Origin of the sequence: Marinobacterium sp. BA1 (assembly GCF_041155135.1) — a bacterium.
Classification (GTDB): domain Bacteria; phylum Pseudomonadota; class Gammaproteobacteria; order Pseudomonadales; family Balneatricaceae; genus Marinobacterium; species Marinobacterium iners.
Genome location: NZ_BAAFHC010000001.1, coordinates 3,229,022 through 3,249,263 on the forward strand (window position 1 = coordinate 3,229,022; position 20,242 = coordinate 3,249,263).

20 protein-coding genes are annotated in these 20,242 nt (G+C 54.9%); 10 read left to right on the forward strand and 10 right to left on the reverse strand.

Features of this window, described 5'->3' with window-relative positions; all coding sequences use genetic code 11:
• Window positions 1–2: 2 nt before the first annotated feature.
• Entirely contained in the window at window positions 3–695 is a 693-nt protein-coding gene (locus ACAM29_RS15735; RefSeq protein WP_354408068.1) for a YggS family pyridoxal phosphate-dependent enzyme, read from the reverse strand.
• A gap of 97 nt (window positions 696–792) precedes the next feature.
• Here ACAM29_RS15735 and ACAM29_RS15740 point away from each other — a divergent pair, with 97 nt between their 5' ends.
• The 8 genes from ACAM29_RS15740 (at window position 793) to ACAM29_RS15775 (ending at window position 8,716) form a co-directional block, all read left to right on the forward strand.
• Window positions 793–1,827: a type IV pilus twitching motility protein PilT gene (locus ACAM29_RS15740; RefSeq protein WP_369624667.1), complete on the forward strand. Its 1,035-nt coding sequence runs from the start codon at window positions 793–795 to the stop codon at window positions 1,825–1,827.
• Between the two features lie 24 nt (window positions 1,828–1,851).
• Complete coding sequence (locus ACAM29_RS15745) at window positions 1,852–3,021, forward strand: PilT/PilU family type 4a pilus ATPase (RefSeq protein WP_369624668.1); 1,170 nt, start codon at window positions 1,852–1,854, stop codon at window positions 3,019–3,021.
• Between the two features lie 146 nt (window positions 3,022–3,167).
• A complete protein-coding gene (locus ACAM29_RS15750; RefSeq protein WP_369624669.1) occupies window positions 3,168–4,124 on the forward strand; it encodes a LysR substrate-binding domain-containing protein in 957 nt (318 codons plus the stop codon).
• A gap of 86 nt (window positions 4,125–4,210) precedes the next feature.
• On the forward strand, window positions 4,211–5,071 hold the full coding sequence (locus ACAM29_RS15755) for a VOC family protein (protein WP_369624670.1): 861 nt from the start codon (window positions 4,211–4,213) through the stop codon (window positions 5,069–5,071).
• A gap of 60 nt (window positions 5,072–5,131) precedes the next feature.
• A complete protein-coding gene (locus ACAM29_RS15760; protein ID WP_369624671.1) occupies window positions 5,132–5,845 on the forward strand; it encodes a class II aldolase/adducin family protein in 714 nt (237 codons plus the stop codon).
• Window positions 5,842–6,411, forward strand: a complete 570-nt coding sequence (locus ACAM29_RS15765; protein WP_369624672.1) for a TRAP transporter small permease — start codon at window positions 5,842–5,844, stop codon at window positions 6,409–6,411. Before ACAM29_RS15760 ends, ACAM29_RS15765 begins: the two co-directional genes overlap by 4 nt.
• A gap of 12 nt (window positions 6,412–6,423) precedes the next feature.
• Entirely contained in the window at window positions 6,424–7,686 is a 1,263-nt protein-coding gene (locus ACAM29_RS15770) for a TRAP transporter large permease (protein ID WP_369624673.1), read from the forward strand.
• Between the two features lie 58 nt (window positions 7,687–7,744).
• Window positions 7,745–8,716 (forward strand): TRAP transporter substrate-binding protein, encoded by a 972-nt coding sequence (locus ACAM29_RS15775; RefSeq protein ID WP_369624674.1) that lies wholly within the window; start codon window positions 7,745–7,747, stop codon window positions 8,714–8,716.
• A 175-nt stretch (window positions 8,717–8,891) separates the two neighbouring features.
• Here the strand turns inward: ACAM29_RS15775 and ACAM29_RS15780 are convergent, their stop codons facing one another.
• The 9 genes from ACAM29_RS15780 to metK form a co-directional block, all read right to left on the reverse strand.
• A complete protein-coding gene (locus tag ACAM29_RS15780; protein ID WP_369624675.1) occupies window positions 8,892–10,166 on the reverse strand; it encodes a dihydroorotase in 1,275 nt (424 codons plus the stop codon).
• A 4-nt stretch (window positions 10,167–10,170) separates the two neighbouring features.
• Window positions 10,171–11,181, reverse strand: coding sequence for an aspartate carbamoyltransferase catalytic subunit (locus ACAM29_RS15785; RefSeq protein WP_091825920.1), 1,011 nt, complete (start codon window positions 11,179–11,181; stop codon window positions 10,171–10,173).
• A gap of 20 nt (window positions 11,182–11,201) precedes the next feature.
• Entirely contained in the window at window positions 11,202–11,711 is a 510-nt protein-coding gene (gene pyrR / locus ACAM29_RS15790; RefSeq protein ID WP_091825917.1) for a bifunctional pyr operon transcriptional regulator/uracil phosphoribosyltransferase PyrR, read from the reverse strand.
• On the reverse strand, window positions 11,686–12,168 hold the full coding sequence (gene ruvX, locus ACAM29_RS15795) for a Holliday junction resolvase RuvX (protein ID WP_369624676.1): 483 nt from the start codon (window positions 12,166–12,168) through the stop codon (window positions 11,686–11,688). Before ruvX ends, pyrR begins: the two co-directional genes overlap by 26 nt.
• 13 nt (window positions 12,169–12,181) lie before the next feature.
• Window positions 12,182–12,754 carry a YqgE/AlgH family protein gene (locus ACAM29_RS15800; protein WP_091825912.1) on the reverse strand — a complete coding sequence of 191 codons (573 nt, stop codon included), beginning with the start codon at window positions 12,752–12,754 and terminating at the stop codon, window positions 12,182–12,184.
• 37 nt (window positions 12,755–12,791) lie between these two features.
• Window positions 12,792–13,700 carry an energy transducer TonB gene (locus ACAM29_RS15805; RefSeq protein ID WP_369624677.1) on the reverse strand — a complete coding sequence of 303 codons (909 nt, stop codon included), beginning with the start codon at window positions 13,698–13,700 and terminating at the stop codon, window positions 12,792–12,794.
• Between the two features lie 35 nt (window positions 13,701–13,735).
• The gene (gene gshB / locus ACAM29_RS15810) at window positions 13,736–14,689 is read right to left on the reverse strand and encodes a glutathione synthase (protein ID WP_091825907.1); all 954 of its coding nucleotides are present in this window, start codon (window positions 14,687–14,689) and stop codon (window positions 13,736–13,738) included.
• A gap of 34 nt (window positions 14,690–14,723) precedes the next feature.
• The gene (locus tag ACAM29_RS15815) at window positions 14,724–15,452 is read right to left on the reverse strand and encodes a 16S rRNA (uracil(1498)-N(3))-methyltransferase (protein WP_369624678.1); all 729 of its coding nucleotides are present in this window, start codon (window positions 15,450–15,452) and stop codon (window positions 14,724–14,726) included.
• A gap of 227 nt (window positions 15,453–15,679) precedes the next feature.
• Entirely contained in the window at window positions 15,680–16,870 is a 1,191-nt protein-coding gene (gene metK, locus ACAM29_RS15820) for a methionine adenosyltransferase (RefSeq protein ID WP_369624679.1), read from the reverse strand.
• A gap of 273 nt (window positions 16,871–17,143) precedes the next feature.
• On the opposite strand from metK, the gene tkt reads away from it, so the two are divergent.
• The gene (tkt, locus tag ACAM29_RS15825; protein ID WP_369624680.1) at window positions 17,144–19,138 is read left to right on the forward strand and encodes a transketolase; all 1,995 of its coding nucleotides are present in this window, start codon (window positions 17,144–17,146) and stop codon (window positions 19,136–19,138) included.
• 78 nt (window positions 19,139–19,216) lie between these two features.
• A complete protein-coding gene (locus ACAM29_RS15830; protein ID WP_206837301.1) occupies window positions 19,217–20,236 on the forward strand; it encodes a type I glyceraldehyde-3-phosphate dehydrogenase in 1,020 nt (339 codons plus the stop codon).
• Window positions 20,237–20,242: the final 6 nt, after the last annotated feature.

The window sequence follows — 20,242 nt, forward strand, 5'->3', positions numbered from 1 at the left end:
GCTTAACGGGTTGAAGGCGGGTTGCGTGGACCAAACAAGGCGGTACCGACACGTACCATGGTCGAGCCTTCCAGTATGGCTGCCTCTATGTCAGCTGACATCCCCATCGACAATGTGTCCAGCGCAGGTTGAGTGTGCTGCAGCTGCTCCAGCAACTGCCTCACCTGTGCAAAGACCGCTCGCTGGCGCTGCGGATTATCTTCCGGTTTCGGGATTGCCATCAGACCACGCAGGCGCAGATTCGGCAACCGGGCAACGGCGTCGGCCAGTGCGGGCAACTCATCTGGTGTACAGCCGGACTTGCTTGCCTCATCACTGATATTCACCTGCAGGCAGATGTTCAGAGGTGGCAGCTGTACCGGACGCTGTTCTGAAAGGCGGCTGGCAATTTTGAGCCGATCCACGCTGTGTACCCAATCGAAGTGCTCGGCAATCGGGCGTGTCTTGTTGGACTGTATCGGGCCGATGAAGTGCCACTCGAGATCCAGGTCAGACAGGGCGTCAATCTTGTCCAGTGCTTCCTGCAGATAGTTCTCGCCAAAGGCACGCTGGCCACAGTGGCTCAGTTCGCGTACTTCATCGGCACTGCGCGTTTTGCTCACGGCCAGCAGTGATACGCTGTCAGGGCTGCGTGCGGCATTTTCACATGCCAGCCTGATCTGCTGGCGTACGGCTGAATATTTGTCTGCTAACATAAGGCTGTATGAATACTGACGACTGTCATTGGCAGGCTGTACCTATTCTGCTAGAACAGTAAAGTTTAAAGGAAGCTGCTGCGGATCTCGACTGATTATGGATATTACAGAACTTTTGTCATTTGCCGTACAACAGGGCGCATCCGACTTGCACCTGACCTCCGGCATGCCGCCCATGATCCGTGTAGACGGTGATGTGCGCCGAATCAAGTTGCCGGCACTGGAGCACAAACAGGTGCACACGCTGGTGTACGACATCATGAACGACAAACAGCGTAAGGAATATGAAGAGAATCTGGAAGTGGATTTCTCGTTCGAAGTTCCCAAGCTGTCCCGTTTTCGTGTCAACGCCTTCAACCAGCACCGGGGCGCGGCTGCGGTATTCCGAACCGTACCCAGCAAAGTGCTCACACTGGATGATCTGGGTATGGGCAAGGTGTTTCAGGATCTGGCGGAACAGGCGCGCGGCCTGGTACTGGTCACCGGCCCCACCGGCTCCGGTAAGAGTACCACCTTGGCGGCGATGATCGATTACGTCAACGATACCCGCTCAGACCACATTCTGACCATTGAAGACCCTATCGAGTTTGTCCACGAAAGCAAGAAGTGCCTGATCAACCAGCGTGAGGTCCATCGTGATACTCACAGTTTTGCCAACGCGCTGCGTTCGGCGCTGCGTGAAGACCCGGACGTGATCCTGGTGGGTGAGATGCGAGACCTGGAAACCATCCGCCTGGCGTTGACCGCAGCGGAAACCGGTCACCTGGTGTTCGGCACCCTGCACACCACTTCGGTGGCCAAGACCATCGACCGTATCATTGACGTGTTTCCGGCGGCGGAAAAGGACATGGTGCGTTCCATGCTGTCGGAGTCACTGCAGGGGGTTATCTCTCAGACTCTGCTGAAAAAACCGAAGGGTGGACGTGTCGCGGCGCACGAAATCATGATCGGTACTGCTGCAGTACGTAACCTGATCCGTGAAGACAAAGTGGCGCAGATGTACTCGGCGATTCAGACAGGTGCCGCCTACGGCATGAAAACGCTGGATCAGTCGTTGCTTGAACTGGTTCAGAAGGGCCTGATCTCGCGTGAAACGGCCCGTGAAAAGGCGAAGACCCCCAGCTCATTCTGAGCCTGATTCAACAGGAGCAATACAGTGGATTTTACTCAACTGCTGAAGGTAATGGTGGACCGGGGGGCATCGGATCTGTTTGTCACCGCAGGTGCCGCCCCCTCGATCAAGGTAGACGGCACCATCCGGCCGCTGACCAAGGAAACACTCAAACCCAGCCAGACACGCGCTCTGGTGTACAGCACCATGAACGACAAACAGCTGGCCGAGTTTGAAGGCACCAACGAGTGTAACTTCGCCATCAGTGCGCCCGGCATTGGCCGTTTCCGTGTCAGTGCATTCATGCAGCGCAATACGCCGGGGATGGTGCTGCGTGCCATCAACAACCATATTCCCACCATGGATGAACTGAAGCTGCCGAACGTGCTGCGTGAGCTCTCCATGACCAAGCGTGGACTGATTCTGTTCGTGGGTGGTACCTCGACCGGTAAGTCTACCTCTCTGGCGTCGATGATCGACTATCGTAATGAAAACCATGCCGGTCACATCATCACAATCGAAGACCCAATCGAATATATCCACAATCACAAAAAGAGTATTGTCACTCAGCGTGAAGTGGGGATCGATACAGAATCCTTTGACGTGGCACTGAAAAACACGCTGCGTCAGGCACCTGACGTGATTCTGATGGGTGAAATTCGCTCGGCTGAAACCATGAAATTCGGCCTGCAGTTCGCCGAAACCGGCCACCTGTGCATGGCAACCCTGCACGCCAACAACGCCAACCAGGCGCTGGATCGCATCATCTCCTTCTTTGGGCCTGAGCATCATGACCAGATCTGGATGGATATGTCACTAAACTTGAAGGCCATTGTGGCGCAGCAGCTGCTGCCGACCGTGGATGGCAAGGGGCGTCGTGCGGCAATTGAAGTAATGATCAACTCGCCGCTGATCCAGGATCATATCCGCAAGGGTCAGGTGCATGAGATCAAGGATGTGATCAAAAAGTCTACCAATCTGGGTATGCGCACCTTCGACCAGGCGCTGTTCGAGCTGTATCGCGATGGTGTCATCACCTACGAAGCGGCATTGGCTCACGCCGACTCGGCCAACGACCTGCGTCTGATGATCAAGCTGGATGAAGAAACCAGTGGCAAGGCCGATGGTGCGGCGGATGATATGCCCAGTTTCACGCTGCAGGATGAAGACGACAGCCTGAACTTGAAGGGCAATGTGGACGTGAAGGGGATGTAATCCTGCGCTCCTTTGAGGCGCCTGATGTTTCGTTGGGCGTCTTAGTGCGTATCAAAATCATGTAATGCTGAAAGACTATGTAGCATGATAGCCTCTAAAGTTTGTTATCACGTTCAGGAATAACAACTCTGTGAGGCTATATCAAGATGCACGACTTCTCGTGGGTACGTAGAGTAAAGCTACAGCAGCTACGTACAGTAATGGTTGTTGCTCGCAGTCAAAGCTTGGTTACAGCTGCTGATGAACTAGGCTTGAGCCAGCCTGCCGTTACGAAAAGTCTTCGAGAACTTGAAAAAGATCTCGGTGTTGAGCTTTTTGTCCGTACCAGCCGGGGTACCCATCCAACAGGCGTAGGAAAAATTTTGGCTGAGCGCGCACGAGCGATCTTTGGCCAATTAGAGCTTGTTGCGCAGGAAATTCATGATATTTACCAAGGGCTAAGTGGTCATGTGGTTGTAGGTAGTCTTCTAGCTGGAGGAGCTAACATTCTTCCTAGGGCTATCGCGCGGCTCCATAGCAGGCTACCAGGTATTCGTGTAACTATAATCGAAGGGACTTATGACCACTTGGTTCCTCAACTCAAACAGGGCGGTTTAGAGTTTATTGCAGGCAGATTGCCGCCTCATCGGTACCGTGAAGGGTTGCAAGTAGAGTCTTTTTATCAGGAAGAAATAGCTTTTACTGTGCGCCCCTCACATCCGGTTCTAAAAAAAACGGTCCCGACACTTGCTGATCTGAGGAATTGGCCTTGGATAATGCCTCTACCCGATACGACCTTACGCCAAATGCTGGAGTCCGTATTTCATGAGCAAAACCTTGAATTGCCAATGATTCCATGCGAGTCCCTTTCCGTTGTCACAAACCGTCGCTTAATTATTGAAACCGATTATGTAGGTGTATTTCCCGTGCAGGTGGTACAGCCGGATATTGATACTGGCTTATTGGCGCGTGTTGACATAACACCAGCGATATCGTTTGGTCCCGTCGGGATTAGTTGGCTAAAAGACAACCCTTTCAGTCGAGTTGCGGAGGAGCTAATCAAGGAACTCCGCACTATTGGTGAGGCCTGGGAGGATAGTGATATTCCTAAAGGTTATGGCTGAGGGACATATATTCATTTCAGGTAATGGTAAGCTGGCGCTAGAGTGTTCCTAACAATCAATTATAAGAAAATGATGAGGATCAGTTGATGGCCGACTTGCATGATGTTCGATATGTCCGCTTAGGCACCCGCGACTTAACAGCTGCAATTGATTTCGCAACACGTATTATTGGATTGGAGCTGGTGAGACAAGAGGGTGGTTGCGCCTATTTCCGATCAGATAACCGCGATCATACCTTGTGTTATTTCGAAGGTGACCCTTCTGACCATACTTTAGCGTTTGAACTTTCTGATGAAGACCAGCTAGGTCAGGCAGCAGCTGACTTGGATGCGGCGGAGATCCAATACCGTATCGGTACGAGTGAAGAGTGTGAGTTAAGGCGAGTTCACGAATTCATTACTTTTAAAGACTTGACGGGTAATAAAATAGAGCTGGTCTGGAGGCCACATGCTAGCGGCAGGCGCTACTTTCCTAGTCGTGATGCTGGCATTACGGGCTTCAATCATGTTGGACTGTGTTCAACTGATCCGGCCCGTGATGAAAAGCTTTGGACCAAAGTCTTCAATGCTCGTGTCAGTGACTGGATTGGTGTGTCTCCGCTGCTGAGGGTTAACACCATACATCATCAAATTGCACTATTCCCAACTACACGTAGCGGCATCCAGCATATCAATCATCAGGTCGAAACGATCGATGACATCATGCGCAATTGGTATTTCCTCCAGGAGCAGGGTATCAAAGTGGTGTTTGGTCCTGGGCGTCATCCCACATCGGGAGCTCGTTTTCTATACTTCGAGGGGCCTGAAGGGATGATCTATGAATACTCCTGTGGAGTATCTGCTATTGAAGATGAAGTAAATCATCGACCTCGCCAATTCCCAGCGGAACCGTCAGGTTTCTGTATGTGGGGTTCAAAACCCGATATAGCTGAATTCAAAAAAGATTAATAATGGGGAGGATACCCCTCCCTATCACTCCCAGATATCTTTTTAGATTGAGAATATATTATGACTTCAGCCTCAAATTTGCAGGACGGCACAGTCTTGCCTGTCATTAGAGACCGGGATGAAAGCGAAATTATTGTGCGACGTGCTGCTCGTGCTCTTGGACGTCATGGGTTGGTACATGCATACGGCCATTGTAGTCAGCGCCTCGATGAAAAGCACTTTCTTGTGTGTGCTCCCAGGCCAATGGGCACGATCCCAAACGAGGTAAACGGTACAGTTGTTGCGATAGATAAACCGTTGCCGCCGGATGTCTTGGGTGAAGTGCGTATTCATCGGGAAATATATCGTCGTCGGCCTGATGTTGGCGGGATCGTGCGCAGCATGCCTCCAAGGGCAATGTCCCTATCTGCGTTAGGGCGTACACCACGTATGCTACACGGTATGGGAGCTTACTTTTCACCCTCGATTCCGCTTTGGAACGATCCTCAGCTAATTCGTTCTGATGAATCTGCCGAGCAGATGGCGGAACTTTTGGGCATGGGGTGTGCCGTTGTTATGCGAGGAAATGGCACCGTGGTAGCCGCTGACTCAGTACAGGATGCAGTAGTGTTGACCTGGTATCTGGAGGATTCCGCAAGGATTGAGCTTGATTGCCTTGCTGCAGCTGATGAAGTGATAGTGCTTACAGAGACGGAGGCAAAAGCACGAGCAACACGATCAGGTCGAATCTTTGAGCGGATGTGGGACTATTTGACCCATGGTGACCCGGAATGAATAGCCTACCTCGACTCAGTTTTCATCTGGCTCGGATGGAGCTTCGTTGTGCTGGGGTTATGCTGGCAATCGTTTTGTGCCTGCTAATATTCAACATCTTTACCAGGGCTGCGGCGCAGGCCCAATACTGGGTGGATGAAGCAGCTATTACAGCTATGGTATGGATGACCTTTCTTGCCGCATCGGCATGTCTTCAAGCACGCAGCAATATTGCAATGACATTAGTTCAGGATCTTGTACCAGATTTCTTACAAAGACTGATGTCAGTAGTTGTCGATCTTTTGATGCTGATTTTTGTTTCTTTCTTCTTAGTGATGGTCTGGAAATGGTTTGACTTGCTTGGATTATATGAAAATCAGTGGGATATTATGGCGTTCTCGGCTGATACTTTTAATTTTATTTATGAAGAGCCTACTCAAACACTAGGTATTCGTAAATTTTGGGTATGGCTAATACTTCCTATTTTTTCTTTTACATCAGTGCTGCATTGTTTGGCCTGTCTACAGACTAGCGTACAGGTTTTACTACTGAACCGTAAGCCTGCTACGCAGTATGAAGCTTCTTAGCTGGAGGAGTAGATGATGGTTGTTCTTGGTTTTTTAGGGTTATTGGTATTGGGTGTACCAGTAGCGTTTGTATTAGCAATGACCGCAATTATATATGTTGTCGTCAGTGGTAATTTAGTATTGATGGACTCTTACCCTCAGCAATTTATGGGAGGGCTAGAAAATTACGGATTACTGGCAATGCCGTTATTTATTCTTGTTGGGGAGCTTATGAATGAAGGGGGAATCGCACGAAGACTTATGTCTATGTCTATGGCGATGATTGGCTCCATGAAAGGTGGCCTGGCTTACGTAAACCTCATTTCTAACATGATGATGGCCTCGATATTAGGGTCAACAGTCGCTCAGATTACAATTATGACCAGAATGGCAGTGCCAGAGATGGAGCGAGCTGGGTATAAAAAAGACGCAGCGGTGGCATTGACTGCAGCAGGGGGCCTGCTGGCTCCGATCATTCCACCATCAATGTTATTTGTTATTTTTGGAGTGATTGCCCAAATTTCAATCGGTGACTTGTTCATAGCTGGAATTGTTCCTGGGCTTTTGTTGGGTTGTGCATTTCTGGCTTTGATTGGCTGGATGGCTCGTCGGCATGATTTTCCGAGTAATGATGGTCTAACTTTGACTGAGCGTTTTGTTGCTGTGAGAGAAGGCTTGGCGGCTGGGCTTGTACCATTCATTATTGTTGGCAGTATCCTTGGAGGGCTTGCTACACCGACTGAAGCGGCAGCACTCGCCTGTGTTGGTGCTATTCTAATAGGGCGTTTTGTTTATAAAGAGTTCTCTTTTGATTCCTTCTGGCCAGCTCTTCAGCGTACGGCTCGAAATTCTGCAATGGTCTTAATGATGATTGCTGCTGCTCAAGTATTTGGCTGGGTTATAACCTTTGAAAATATACCAATGATCACTGCTCAGTGGATACAGTCTATATCTCAATCACCAACTGTATTCATTTTACTAGTAATGGCATTACTTCTTGTAATTGGTATGGTACTGGATCCAATTCCTGCTCTAATACTTGTTGTTCCAGTATTACTGCCAGTGGCCGTTGATGTTTATAATATTAACCCATATCACTTTGGTGTTATTGTTTGTTTGACTCTAGTTATGGGGCTCTTGACGCCACCAGTTGGTTCCGCTCTGTTTACGGCATCTGCACTATCCGGTGTTAAAGCAGAACGAATAGCAATTTTGTTGGCGCCTTATCTTGGTGTGATGCTGTTAGTTTTGTTACTACTTGCTATTGTACCTGCTCTTGTTACATTCATGATCTGAAGCTTTATTGATCAATATCCTAGACTGATTAAACCATGAAGTGCATTAGGAGAATAAGATGAAAACAAAAATAAGATTACTATCAACAGCTCTATTTTTAATGGTCTTGCCTATAATGAGCAATGCTCAAACATTGAGGCTGGGAATGATAACGCCACCTAGTCATCAATGGACAAAATCTGCAGAGGCTTTTGCAGAAGAGTTATCTGAACGAACGGAAGGACGTATTGAAGTTAATATATATCCTTCAGGTCAGCTTGGTAATGAAGCCATGATGTTGCAACAAATGCAGCGTGGCGCTCTCGATGGAGCTTTTTTGGCAGCAGGTGAAATTTCTAATCGACGTTCAAACTTTGCAGCATTATTTGCGCCTTATCTTGTTGATACGATAGAGCAAGCAAGAACCCTACTTCATGGAGAAACCGCTAAAGAAATGTTAGAGGAGCTGAGTTCTCTAGGTTTGGTAGGGCTGGGTTATGGTACGGCCGGGATGCGTCAAATACTAGTCAATCGTGAGGTCAACACAGTAGATGACCTGACTGGACGTAAAATTCGAACCATGCCGGTTGAGCCAGAGAGAGACTTTTGGATCAAGCTTGGTGCGGCTCCGACACCCCTCCCTTTACCTGCTCTTTATGATGCCTTTGCAAATGGGCAAATTGATGGTATGCAGATAGATTTTGAGGGCACTTGGAACACTCGGTATCTTGATCACGCAGAAATAGTAATTGATTCCTCGCATATGTTGTTACCCATGGTAGCTGTTTTTTCTGGAAGGACTTGGCAAACTTTGCAGGATGGTGATCGTGAAATCATAAAGCAACTGGTGACGAAGCATCTAGATGAAATGTTTAAGGTGTATAGCGAATTAGATGAGGTTTATCTAGGGAAGATTAAAGAATCTGGTGCTAAAGTTGTTAAGGTAGACCGTGAATTCTTCGGAAGCTCAATTGATTCTTGGTATGAGGAGTGGCGTAAGCGGGCACCTGCTTTGGTTGCTTTAGAAAAGGAAGCTGCGCAGCTAAAATGATTTATACAGGTATTTTTGATATATGTACCTACGTCAAACTTTGATTTTTAAAGCTAAGAATTAATAATATTTAGCTTCATGGTGAGCAAGTAAGTGTAAAAAGGGCGGTTCTGAACAGAACCGCCCTTTCTTGTTCGCGGTGTCGACAAGCTATTGGCTAGCGTCAGTGCGTAATTTAACGCCGGAACACGATGCGACCATCCATCAGGGTGGCTTTGACCTGTCCCTTGAGTGTCTGACCGAGGAATGGCGTATTCTTGCCGGCGGACCTCAGGCTGTCCTCGCTCACAGTCCATTCGGTTGCAGGATCAAACACGCAAATATCGGCCTGAGACCCCACTTCCAGTGTGCCGGCATCCAGACCCAGAATGCGGGCAGGGGCAATCGTCAGTGACTCAATCAGCTGCGGCAGCTTCAGCAACTGCTGTTCCACCAGTCGAAGACTCAGCGGCAATAGGGTTTCCAGCCCGCTCATACCGGGCTCGGTTGCCGCGAAGGGTGCCTGTTTGGCGATGGGGTCATGCGGCTGATGGTCGGAGCAGATGGCGCTGATGGTGCCGGTAACCAGTCCCTGGCGTAACCCGGCTCGGTCAAGCTGGCTGCGCAGCGGCGGCTGCACATGATAGGCCGAGTTGAAGCCGTTGACGCTTTCATCGGTCAGCAACAGGTTCTGGATCGCCACATCGGCACTGACCTGCAGACCGCGCTCACGGGCGGCTTCGATCATCCGTACCGAGCGCTCACAGGAGAGCTGACCGAAGTGGGCGCGCACACCGGTTTGTTCCACCAGCAGTAGGCAGCGTGATACCTCGATGGTTTCGGCCGCTTCGGGAATGCCGTTCAGGCCCAGCCGGGTACTGGTGGTATCGTCATGCATGCAACCGTTCGCAGCCAGTGCAGCATCCTGTGCCTGGAACACCACCAGCAGGTCGTGGGTGGCCGCATATTCAAGGCAGCGCAGGAGAATCTGGCTGTTACCGAAGGGACGGCGCAGGTTGGTAAAGGCGATGCAGCCGGAGCTGGCCAGTCCGTGCAGCGGTGCGAGCTGTTCACCCTGCAAGCCCTGGGTTAGAGCCCCCATGGGCAGGACTCGGGCAAAGCCGATATCGGCGGCGCGATCCTGGATCAATTCGGCCACGGCAGCGGTTTCCACTATCGGACTGGTGTCGGGCGTCACGACAAGCGTGGTGATGCCACCGGCCGCGGCCGCGGCGGTTTCGCTGGCGATGGTGCCCTTGCGGGTCTGGCCCGGCTCGCGCAGGGTAGTGCACAGGTCGATCAGGCCGGGGCAGACGATCTGACCTTCAGCATTGATCACCTCATCGGCATGAAAACCTTCGGGAGCGGCGCCAATGGCGCAAATTTCACCCTGGCTGATATACAGGTCGGTGATCTGGTCAAGCGATTGAGCCGGATCGATCACGCGGCCACCGGAAATCAGAATATTCATCAACTCAGGCCTCCCGTGATGCATTGTCAGTGGCGGCTCGCTGGGACAGCTGACCGCTCATCGCTTTGGACATGACAGCCATACGTACGGCGATGCCATTGGTTACCTGATCCAGAATCAGCGAGCGCGGGCCATCGGCGACCTCGGACTCGATCTCGACGCCGCGATTGATCGGGCCGGGGTGCATCACCACCGCATCCGGCTTGGCATAGGCCAGTTTGTCGCGGTTCAGGCCGTAGAGCTTGTAGAACTCGGCTTCACTCGGCAGCAGGGCGCTCTGCATGCGTTCCTTCTGCAAACGCAGCATCATGATGACATCCACATCGCGCAGCCCTGATGCCATCTCGGTATACACCTTAACGCCCAGGGCCTCGATGTGGCGCGGCAGAAGTGTTTTGGGCGCGATGACGCGTATCTCGTGCACGCCCAAGGTGCGCAGGGCATGGATCTGCGAGCGGGCCACGCGGGAGTGCAGAATATCACCCACAATAGCGACCTTCAGCGGGGCGAATTCCCCTTTGTGACGACGGATGGTAAGCATGTCCAGCATCGCTTGAGTCGGGTGGGCGTGACGGCCATCACCGGCGTTGATCACGGCAACATTGGGTGTCACGTGCTGAGCGATGAAATGGGCGGCGCCGCTGTCGGCATGGCGAACAACAAACATGTCGGAGTGCATCGCCTGCAGGGTCATCAACGTGTCCTTCAGGGTTTCCCCTTTCTTGGTGGACGAAGTGTTGATGTTCAGGTTCAGCACGTCCGCCGACAGGCGTTTGGCGGCCAGTTCAAAGGTGGACAGGGTACGGGTGCTGTTTTCGAAAAAAAGGTTGGCAACGGTTTTGCCACGCAGCAGCGGGACTTTCTTCACCTGCTGCTCGCCCATGTCGACGAAAGAATCCGCCGTGTCGAGAATCTCGATCAACAGCTCTCGCGGCAGCCCCTCGGTGGTGAGGAAGTGCCGCAGCTGACCGTCAGCGGTCAGCTGAATGGAGTTCGGGTCATTGGCCTCAAACATGGATGCAGTCTCTTGTCGGTTCAGTCACGCTGACGGATGGTCAGGGTAAGGGGTTCCGGGCCGTTCAGCTTGACCAGCTGGTCCGGTCCCAGTGCCAGAGTGCCGCCGATCACATCGGCCTGAATCGGCAGCTCACGGCGCTGCAGATCCAACAGGGTAATCAGGCTGACGGAAGCGGGACGGCCATAGTCAAACAGTTCGTTCAAGGCGGCGCGAATGGTGCGGCCACTCATGATGACATCGTCCACCAGCAGAATGTCCCGGCCTTCGGTGGCGCAGGGCAGTTGGCTGGGCTGTACTTTCGGGTTGATGCCCACCTGAGTGAAATCGTCACGGTAGAAGCTGATATCCAATACGCCCAGCGGGCTGGTCAGTTCCAGCTGCCGATGCAAGCGCTCTGCCAGCCAGACACCGCCGGTACGGATGCCGATCATCAGCGGGTCCTTGAGATCGCGACGGGTGATCAGGGCGCGGGTTTCGCTCGCCATCTTGTCGAGCAGTGCATCAACACTCAGTGTTCCCGATACCATAGAGGTCCTCCAGTCGGGTGTGGCTGGGAATGCGGTCGGGACTGTTGAACCAGTCCTCCAGAATCAGGCGGGCGGCGATACCGTCGACCGATTCCTGCTTGAAGTTGGTGCCGCCGCCGGCGTCCAGGTGAATGCGTTTGGCTTCTGCAGTGGTCAGGCGTTCGTCACAGAGATAACAGGGCAGCTGGTAGCGATCCTGAATCCGGTTGGCGAACTTGCGTGCGCGGCGTGCCATCTCGGAGATGGTGCCGTCCATGTTGAGTGGAATGCCCACTACCAGTGCGTCAGGCTGCCACCCGGCAATGGCAGCATCCAGTTGTGACCAGTCAGGCATGCCGTCGCGAGCCCGCACTGGCTCAATCGGGGTGGCAGTGGCGGTCAGGCTCTGGCCGATGGCCAGACCTATGCGTGTGGTGCCGAAGTCAAACCCCAGCACCTGTTGGGTGTCGCTGCTCATCAAGTCCGTTCAGTCAGGCGTGTCCGGCATGGGCCGGCAACAGGTTCAGGTTGATACCCAGAGTCGCGGCAGCCGCCTGCAGGCGGTCTTCCAGCGGCAGATGGAAAAGTATATCTGAATTTGCCGGACAGCTTAACCAGAGGTTGTCGCACATTTCCTGCTCCAGTTGCTCTGGACCCCAGCCTGCGTAACCCAAGGCGACCAGAAAGGTATCAGGGCCCTCGTTGCGTGCGATCGCCTCCAGAATATCAAGTGAAGTGGTCAGACTGATTTCGTCATTGATGGGATGGCTGGATAGCCACTGCTGCTGCGGTTCGGTGCGGTGCAGTACAAAGCCGCGATCATCTCGTACAGGACCGCCATTGAACACCGGGCGTTCGGACCAGAGTCCGGTGTTGTCTTCCAGCTCCAGGTGTGACAGCAGGTCACACAGGCGAATACCGCTGGGACGGTTGACGACAATCCCCATGGCGCCGTACTCGCTGTGGTCGCAGATGTAGACAACTGTTTGGGTGAAGGTCTCATCATGCAGATGCGGCATGGAGATCAGGAAATGATCACGAAGTGAGGTAAGTGTGTGGGACATGGTGAATCTCTCTTCGCCGCTTGGGTATGGTTAAGGCTTAGTACACCCGTGTCTGTTTCTCAAATTTCCAGGTACGAATGATTTCAAGTCGATCCACTTCCTTGCGCAGCTCAATGGGAAAACTCTGGAACGGAGAAGCCAGCTGTACGATGCGAATGGCACCCTCATCAAGTGCTCGGTGGCCGGAGGACTGCAGAATTTCGATGTTTTCGACACTGCCGTCAGGGCGCAGTGCCACCAGCAGTCGCAGTTTGCCCTGCAGCCCCTGATTGCGGGCCTGCTCCGGGTAGTTCAGGTTGCCCACGGTCTCGACTCGGCGACGCCAGTTATCCAGATAGCTGGCATAGGAATGTGCCTGGGTAGAGGCTGATGTCAGGCGCAGGACACGAGGCTTTCTGGCACGCGTTTCACGCTCCAGATCCAGTTGTGTCTGCAGACTGGCCATTTCCAAAGCCCGGTTTAGCAATGAAGTGGAGTTGGCGTTGACCGGTGGAGGAGCAGCCGCGGCCTGTTGTGGCTTCGGCTCGCTGGCGCGGGGCTTTTGCTCGCTTTGAGTAGCGACAATAGCCTTCTGGCCCTGTGCCTGGCTCTCCTGTTGTTCGGGGCTGTTGCCCGGCTCGGGTTCCGGTGCCGGGGGTTGCTCAGGTTCTGGCGGTGCGGGTGCCTGCTGAGCGGCTTGCTCCTGGGGTTTTTCACTGGCCAGTGGCGCCATTTCAGTGGTAGCCGGAGTGGTAGCGTCATCATTGCTCCCGCTGCCCATTTGGTTATGTTGGGCAATGAAGTCGGCCTTGTCCGGTGCGTCCTGCTGCGGATACTGCGCCAGGGTGACATCCAGTGTCTGGCGCGGAGGTTCTCGTTCAGGGAGTGAGAAGCTCAAGGCAAGCAGGAGCACACCGTGTACTGCCGTGGCAATGAACAGCATGAAGCCGAAGCGATCTCTGTTCATAATATGCCAAAGCGGCAGGTGCGTGCCCCTTTTGATCATCGTGTTTTCAATACCTCATCAATGCAGTCCATCAGTTGCATGCCGATATCCAGATCAAACTGCTGGTCCAGTTCGCGGATGCAGGTAGGGCTGGTGACGTTTATTTCGGTCAGGTAGTCGCCGATCACATCCAGACCCACGAACAGCAGGCCCTTTTCTTTCAGCGTTGGGCCGACCTGTTCACAGATCCAGCGATCGCGATCTGTGAGTGGGCGGCCTTCGCCACGACCGCCGGCGGCCAGGTTGCCACGGGTTTCACCGGCCATGGGAATACGGGCCAGCGCATAGGGTACAGGCTCACCGTTGATCATCAGGATGCGTTTGTCGCCGTCCTTGATTTCGGGGATGTACTTCTGCGCCATGATGGTCTGGGTACCGTGGGCGGTCAGGGTCTCGATGATGACGCCCAGGTTGGTGCCGTCTTCACGAATATGGAAGATGGACGAGCCGCCCATGCCGTCCAGCGGCTTGAAGATGACATTCTTGTGCTCAGCGTGGAACTGGCGCAACAGATCGGCCCGGCGTGTCACCAGTACCGGCGGGCAGCATTGTGGAAAGTGGGTGGCAAACAACTTTTCATTGAAGTCACGCAAACTGCCGGTACGGTTGACGATCAGGGTGCCCTCGGATTCCGCCATCGCCAACAGGTGGGTGCTGTAGATGAATTCGTTATCGAACGGCGGGTCCTTGCGCATCAGGATCACGTCCAGCTCGGCCAGGTCGCGGATCACATACTCGCCGCGCTCAAACCAGTTGTCCGGGTCCATGGCCACCTTCAGCGGTGCCATCTGCCCCTTCACCTTGCCGTCACGCAGGAACAGGTGCTGCTGCTCCATGTAGTGCAGCTCCCAGCCCTTGCGTTGCGCGGCCCAGAGCATCGCCAGTGAGCTGTCCTTTTTGTAGGTGATCTGCTCGATGGGGTCCATCACCACGCCGACTTTAATCGTCATCTGAAAAATTCCTGTGCTGAATGTGCGTTCAATCTTAACCCAGATCGCCCCAGAGATACTGCAGAATGGCGCAGGCCGCAACCGGTGCGGTTTCGGTGCGCATCACCCGCGGGCCAAAGGCGGCCGGTTCGAAGCCGGCGGCCAGTGCCGCGTCCACTTCGGCTTCGGTCAGTCCGCCCTCGGGGCCGATCAGCAGCGCAACCGAGCCGGGCGCTTCCATCGTCTGCAGCGGGCGAGCCGTGTGGTGATGCAGTACCAGTTTGAGATCGGCTTCGACGGTTTGAATCCAGTCCAGCAGCGGGCTGACTTCGGCGATCTCGGGTACCCGAGTACGCTGGCTCTGCTCGCAGGCGCTGATAGCTACCTGCTGCCAGTGACGCAGACGCTTGTCTTCACGTTCGGCCTTGAGTTTGACCTCGCAGCGTTCGCTGGTCAGCGGTGTAATACGACTGACGCCCATCTCGGTGGCTTTCTGTACTACATAATCCATCCGCTCACCGCGGGACAGGGTTTGCCCGACATGAATTTGCAATGCTGATTCGACCGTCGGTGTCAGTGCCGGTTCCAGCGTTGCCTGGGCCGAGCGCTTGTCGACCTGAGTCAGCACGGCAGGGTATTCATGACCATCGCCGTTGAACAGGCAGATGCGATCGCCTTCGCGCAGGCGCAGGGCACGGATGACGTGCTGGATGGTGGTATCGCCGAGGTCGATACAGAGGCCAGGGGCCAAAGGCTGGGATTCATATACCCGGGGGATACGCATAGCGGTCCTGCTGACTGAAAGTTCAGCCGCTATTATGGCGCAGGGCAGGTGGGGGATGCCAGTTGTGGTGGGAAGGCCGAAAGGCTGTCTCGGCAAAAGACTCTTCGGGTCGGTGAGGCCAAGCCTGTCTGACACGCCGTGAACCCATCCATGGGGGCTCGGCTGCCGCCGTCCTGGCGGCAGACGGTCAGCCAGACTTGGCCTCACCGCCTTGGAGTCGATCGAACTTACAGACCAGCCGCCGCACGCAAAGCGTCAGCCTTGTCGGTCATCTCCCAGGGGAAGGCCATAAAGGTGTCATCACCCACAGTCATCTCGAAGGGATCGCGACCGAAGTGGCCGTAGGCCGCGGTCTGACGGTACATCGGGTGCAGCAGGTCGAGCATACGGGTGATTGCGTACGGACGCAGATCAAAGTGCTCGCGCACTAGTTCGATGATCTTGTCGTCGCTGATTTTGCCGGTGCCGAAGGTATTGATCGATACCGAAGTCGGCTCGGCCACGCCGATGGCGTAGGAGACCTGAATCTCGATGCGGTCGGCCAGGCCGGCGGCAACGATATTCTTGGCTACGTAGCGACCGGCGTAGGCAGCGGAACGGTCTACCTTGGACGGGTCCTTGCCGGAGAACGCGCCACCACCGTGACGGGCCATGCCGCCGTAGGTGTCCACGATGATCTTGCGGCCGGTCAGACCACAGTCGCCCACCGGGCCGCCGATGACGAACTTGCCGGTCGGGTTGATGTGATACTGGGTGCCCTTGTGCAGCAGTTCTGCCGGCAGTACGTGCTTGATGATCAGCTCCTGTACCGCTTCCTGCAGGTCGGCCTGGGACACGTCCGGGTTGTGCTGGGTAGACAGTACAACTGCATCGATCGCCACCGGCTGGCCGTTTTCATAGCGGCAGGTCACCTGTGACTTGGCGTCGGGACGCAGCCAAGGCAGCAGGCCAGACTTGCGTGCTTCGGCCTGACGTTCCACCAGGCGGTGAGAGAAAGTGATTGGCGCGGGCATCAGCACGTCGGTTTCGTTGGAGGCGTAACCGAACATCAGGCCCTGGTCACCGGCACCCTGATCTTCCGGACGGCTGCGGTCAACGCCTTGGGCGATATCCACGGACTGCTTGCCGATGATGTTGATCACGCCGCAGGTTTCGCCATCGTAACCCACGTCAGAAGAGGTGTAGCCGATATCACAGATCACGCCGCGTACCAGATCTTCCAGGTCGATCCAGGCCGAAGTGCTGATTTCGCCGGAGACGATCGCCACACCGGTCTTGACCATGGTTTCACAGGCAACACGGGCATACTTGTCTTCCGCGATGATGGCGTCCAGGACGGCATCGGAAATCTGGTCGGCAATTTTGTCCGGGTGCCCTTCAGACACGGACTCGGAGGTGAACAGGCTATATTCGCTCATTTCCGGTAATAATCCTCACACAGTGGTTAGGAGCAGCCGGGGCGATGCCGGGCTGATACGGTTTGGGTTGAATAAACCGCACATTTTAACGTCAGCGCAGGGGTTGTGCATAACATCTGGTTCGATTTTGGCTGAAAATTTTGCGATGACTGCATGAAAAACACTCCATTTGCACAAATGGATTTGAAGCTGGTCGCTATCTGGGCGAAAATTGCGCCTTTATATTCCGATTCCGTAAACCTCAAGGTTGGGTCCAGCCCCAGGAGTAGATTGATGTCCTCTCGCCGAGAACTTGCCAATGCCATTCGCGCATTGAGCATGGACGCCGTACAGAAAGCAAAATCCGGTCACCCGGGTGCCCCCATGGGCATGGCGGATATCGCCGAAGTGTTGTGGAACGACTTCATGAAGCACAACCCCGGCAACCCGCACTGGTATGACCGTGACCGCTTCGTGCTGTCCAACGGCCATGGCTCCATGCTGATCTACTCGCTGCTGCACCTGACCGGCTACGATGTCAGCATCGATGATCTGAAGAACTTCCGCCAGCTGCACAGCAAGACTGCCGGTCATCCGGAATACGGCTACTGCCCGGGTGTTGAAACCACCACCGGTCCGCTGGGTCAGGGTGTCACCAACGCCGTGGGCATGGCGATTGCCGAAAAAGCGCTGGCGGCCCAGTTCAACCGTGACGGTCACGACATCATCGACCATTACACTTACACCTTTATGGGCGATGGCTGCCTGATGGAAGGGGTCTCTCACGAAGCCTGTGCTCTGGCCGGTACTTTGGGTCTGGGCAAACTGATCGCATTCTGGGATGACAACGGCATCTCCATCGACGGCGAAGTGGAAGGCTGGTTCACTGACGATACTCCGGCACGTTTCGAAGCCTACGGCTGGCAAGTGATCCGTGACATCGATGGTCACGACAGCGACCAGATTCGTGCTGCCATCGAGAATGCTCGTGAAAACACCGAGCAGCCGACCCTGATCTGCTGCAAGACTATCATCGGTTTCGGTTCGCCCAACAAGCAGGGCAAGGAAGAGTGCCACGGTGCGCCTCTGGGCCATGATGAGATCATGCTGGCGCGTGACGCGTTGCAGTGGGCACATCCTGAATTTGAAATCCCCGAAGAGCTGTATGAGCTTTGGGATGCGCGTGAAGCTGGCTCCAACGCCGAAAATGACTGGAATGAGCGACTGAGCGCCTATCAGACCGCGTACCCGGAACTGGCCGAAGAACTGCTGCGCCGTCTGTCCGGCGACCTGCCGGCCGACTTCGCTGAAAAGGCGGATGCCTGGATCGCCCAAGTGGCCGAGAAGGGCGACACCATCGCCTCGCGCAAGGCCTCGCAGAATGCCATCGAAGCCTTCGGTCCGATGCTGCCGGAATTTATGGGCGGCTCTGCCGATTTGGCCGGTTCCAACCTGACGCTTTGGTCCGGCTCCAAGGGCCTGAGCCGCAATGATGCCAACGGCAACTACATCCACTACGGCGTGCGCGAATTCGGCATGAGCGCGATCATGAACGGTATTGCCCTGCACGGCGGTTTCATTCCCTACGGCGCCACTTTCCTGGTATTCATGGAGTACGCCCGCAACGCAGTGCGCATGGCCGCCCTGATGAAGCAGCGCGTGCTGTTCGTCTACACCCATGACTCCATCGGTCTGGGCGAAGATGGCCCGACGCATCAGCCGATCGAGCAGATCGCCAACCTGCGTCTGACCCCGAACATGGAAACCTGGCGTCCCTGTGACGCGGTGGAATCCGCCGTGTCGTGGAAGTCTTCCGTGCAGCGCACCGACGGCCCCAGCGCGCTGATTTTCTCGCGTCAGAACCTGCCGCACCAGAACCGCGATGCGGCTCAGATCGACGCCATTGAACGCGGTGGCTACATCCTGCGTGACTGCGCCGGTACTCCGGATGCGATCCTGATCGCCACCGGCTCCGAGGTCGGTCTGGCCATGGACGCAGCCGATGCGCTGAGCGCCAAGGGCAAGCAGATCCGTGTAGTTTCCATGCCCTGTACCGAGCGTTTTGACAAGCAGGATGCGGCGTACAAGGAGCAGGTACTTCCCGCCGCCGTTACCGCTCGCGTTGCCGTGGAAGCGGCTCACGCCGATTTCTGGTACAAGTACGTGGGCCTGAACGGCGCCATCGTCGGCATGCGCAGCTTCGGCGAATCCGCCCCGGCCGGCGACCTGTTCAAGCACTTCGGCTTCACCGTCGAGAATGTGGTCAGCACTGTTGAAGGCCTGCTGTAAACCGCTGCAAAACGTACTGCCGGGCACTCTGTGCGCCCGGCGGCATGTTGTTGCAGTTCTGGTCAGCATGAGCGCCGGATGAGCTACAGAATCGCGATCAACGGCTATGGCCGTATCGGCCAGGGCGTGCTCAGGGCGGTCTATCAACGCGGCCTGCAGCACCAGTTGCAGGTGGTGGCGATCAATGAGCTGTCGGATCTGGACACGCTCACCTACCTGACCCGTTATGACACCACTCATGGGCGCTTTCCCTGTTCTGTCGAAAACGACGGCGAAGCCCTGCTGATCAACGGTGACCGTATCCGGGTATTCAGCCTGGCAGAGCCCGAGCAGATTCCCTGGGGCGAGCTGGATGTGGACCTAGTGCTGGAATGTTCCGGCGCCTTTCGCACTCGAGCCGATGCCGAGCGTCATCTGGCCAGCGGTGCCAAGCGGTTGCTGTATTCGCACCCGGCGCAGGCGGATATCGATGCCACAGTGGTATTTGGCTTTAACGAGTCCAGCCTCAAGGCAGAACACCGCATCGCCTCGGCGGCCTCCTGCACCACCAACTGTGTGGTGCCGGTGCTGGATCTACTGGATCGCCACTTCGGCATCGAAAGTGGGGTGACGACTACCATCCACTCGGCGATGAATGATCAGCCGGTGATCGACAGCTATCACCGCAGTGACCTGCGGCTGGCGCGCAGTGCCATGCAGTCGATTATCCCCGTGGATACCGGCTTGAGCCGTGGAATTGATCGTCTGTTGCCGCATCTGGCCGGGCGCTTCGAGTGTTTGCACGTGCGGGTGCCGACCATCAACGTTTCGCTAATGGACCTGTCGGTGAACCTGCAGCAGGATACCGACCCGCAACAGATCAACGCCATGCTGCGCGCAGCGGCCGACAATGAACTGGCCGGGCTGTTGGGCTATACCGAAGAGCCACACGCGTCGGTGGATTTCAATACGGATCCCCGTTCGGCGGTGGTTGACGGTACCCAAACGCGGGTGTCCTGTGGCCGACTGCTGAAGCTGTTGTGCTGGTTTGACAATGAATGGGCGTTTGCCAACCGGATGCTGGATCTCTCCCGGTACTGGCTGCAGCTCAAGGACTGATTGACT